Annotated in this window: 1 pseudogene; it reads right to left on the bottom strand. The window is 54.4% G+C overall.

What is annotated here, in order from left to right:
• Nucleotides 1–757, bottom strand: a pseudogene (locus tag HMPREF3148_RS02025) (IS3 family transposase); the annotation flags it as partial.

The raw sequence follows: 757 nt of genomic DNA, 5'->3' as shown, positions 1-757 counted from the left end.
GGGGTTCGGTATCCCAAGCTTTGGTGGAGCCTTGTCTCGTTCCACCATGACACCCACTCGAACGTCGCGATTTCTACCTCGACAACATCATCCCACCTGCGAGTATGGATTAGCTCGTTCTTGTAGGAGCCGTTTACGTTTTCAGCAAGAGCATTGTCGTAGGAGTCGCCAACCGTCCCAGTGGAAGCGGCAATACCGTGCTGGGCTAGTCGCTCGTTGTAGACCACGCTGACGTACTGGGACCCGTGATCCGAATGGTGAATGAGACCTGTTGTTTCCTCAGCACACACGATCGCTTGGTTGAGAGCTTGCAGCGGCAGTGCTTCAGTCCGCATTGAGTCTGACAACGCCCACCCAACGATCCGGCGGGAGTAAACGTCGGTGACAAACGCGGCGTACACAAAGCCTTTCTTCGTGCGCACATACGTAATGTCGGCCACCCACAGCTTATTTGGACCCTGAGCTTTGAATTCACGCTCGACCAAGTCCGGGCGCAGATCAGGCACGTTAACTCTTCGGGTTGTGATAGGTGATCTGCCTTTGCCTTTGCCAGAAATACCGGCCAGGCGCATCAACCGAGCGGTTTGTTCACGCCCGATATCAATTCCTTCACGGCGAAGAGCATGCCACATTTTCCACACCCCGTAAACACCGTAATTATCCTGATGAACAGCACCTAATGCGTTCAATCAGCACAGCATCGCGAAGGCAACGAGCACTTAATCCACGGGCCTTGGACTGGCGATAACCACGCGAG

Origin of the sequence: Corynebacterium sp. HMSC05D08, from assembly GCF_001807215.1 — a bacterium.
In the GTDB taxonomy this organism is placed as follows: Bacteria; Actinomycetota; Actinomycetes; order Mycobacteriales; family Mycobacteriaceae; genus Corynebacterium; species Corynebacterium striatum.
Note: the sequence above shows the minus strand (reverse complement) of the source record. Positions and strands in the feature narration are given on the sequence as shown.